The sequence below is a fragment of the Polynucleobacter sp. 35-46-11 genome (genome assembly GCF_002281105.1).
Map to the genome: position 1 here is coordinate 1 of NZ_NCFJ01000690.1, position 1,141 is coordinate 1,141.

At 46.5% G+C, this 1,141-nt stretch carries 2 protein-coding genes and 1 pseudogene; all 3 read right to left on the reverse strand.

Going from position 1 to position 1,141, the window contains the following annotated elements; all coding sequences use genetic code 11:
- Window positions 1-243: pseudogene (locus B7Y67_RS18830) on the reverse strand (NADH-quinone oxidoreductase subunit C); the annotation flags it as partial.
- A 3-nt stretch (window positions 244-246) separates the two neighbouring features.
- Window positions 247-729 (reverse strand): NADH-quinone oxidoreductase subunit B family protein, encoded by a 483-nt coding sequence (locus tag B7Y67_RS18835; protein ID WP_011902891.1) that lies wholly within the window; start codon window positions 727-729, stop codon window positions 247-249.
- A 5-nt stretch (window positions 730-734) separates the two neighbouring features.
- Window positions 735-1,094 carry an NADH-quinone oxidoreductase subunit A gene (locus B7Y67_RS18840; RefSeq protein ID WP_215303332.1) on the reverse strand — a complete coding sequence of 120 codons (360 nt, stop codon included), beginning with the start codon at window positions 1,092-1,094 and terminating at the stop codon, window positions 735-737.
- Between the last annotated feature and the right edge of the window lie 47 nt (window positions 1,095-1,141).

Below are 1,141 nucleotides of genomic sequence, written 5' to 3' on the forward strand. Positions count from 1 at the left end.
AACAACGCCAAAGCGCTGACCGCCCCACTGCCCTTCACGGTAGTCTTGATAATCTACACCGCACAAATCAATCAATTGCTCAAAAGCCAAGGAAGGGTCATCGCGTAACAACATGGCGGATTCAAAATAGGTATCCGCATTAACGACAACAGTAACTTCGCCCAAGGCGACTTCAATAGATTGAGCGCGCTTACCTAAAACTTTTTCTAGATTGGCGGCGAGTTGAACTAAACGATCTGACATGATTTAAGCCTTCCGCGCAATCGTGCTAGTACGAGCGATTTTCGATTGCAACTGAATGATTCCGTAGATCAACGCTTCTGCAGTTGGGGGGCAACCAGGAACATAGATATCCACTGGCACGATACGGTCACAACCGCGAACTACTGAATACGAGTTATGGTAATAACCACCACCATTGGCACAAGAACCCATGGAGATTACCCAACGTGGCTCAGGCATTTGGTCATAGACCTTACGAAGAGCCGGAGCCATCTTGTTACACAAAGTACCAGCCACAATCATCAAGTCTGATTGACGTGGAGACGGGCGAAAAACTACACCAAATCGATCCAAGTCATAACGGGATGCGCCTGCATGCATCATTTCTACAGCACAGCAAGCAAGGCCAAAAGTCATTGGCCATAAAGAGCCATTACGCGTCCAGTTAATTAACTGGTCTGCAGTAGTGGTAACAAATCCTTCTTTGAGAACGCCTTCTAATGCCATATCGATCACTCCCAGTCGAGAGCGCCCTTTTTCCAGATGTACACAAAGCCCACAATGAATTCCAATAAGAAAATCACCATGGAAGCGTAGCCAAACCAGCCAATGTCACGTAAAGCAACGCCCCACGGGAACAGGAAGGCGGTTTCTAAGTCAAATAAGATAAATAGGATGGCAACGAGGTAATAGCGCACGTCAAATTTCATACGCGCATCTTCGAAAGCTTCAAAACCACACTCATAGGGAGACAGTTTTTCAGCATCCGGCTTCGAAGGAGCCAAGATTTTTCCGAGGAACATGGGGACTAAACCCACCCCAATACCTACAAGGATGAAAAGCAGAACGGGAAAGTAGTTAGCGAGATTCAAAATGGCCCTAAGTCGTTCGTCTGGTAATTCCTAATTAGCTACAAATT

Bases quoted from the DNA above. Each gene is read 5' to 3' on its own strand.
- B7Y67_RS18835 (WP_011902891.1), bottom strand. From the start codon at position 729: ATGGCATTAGAAGGCGTTCTCAAAGAAGGATTTGTTACCACTACTGCA.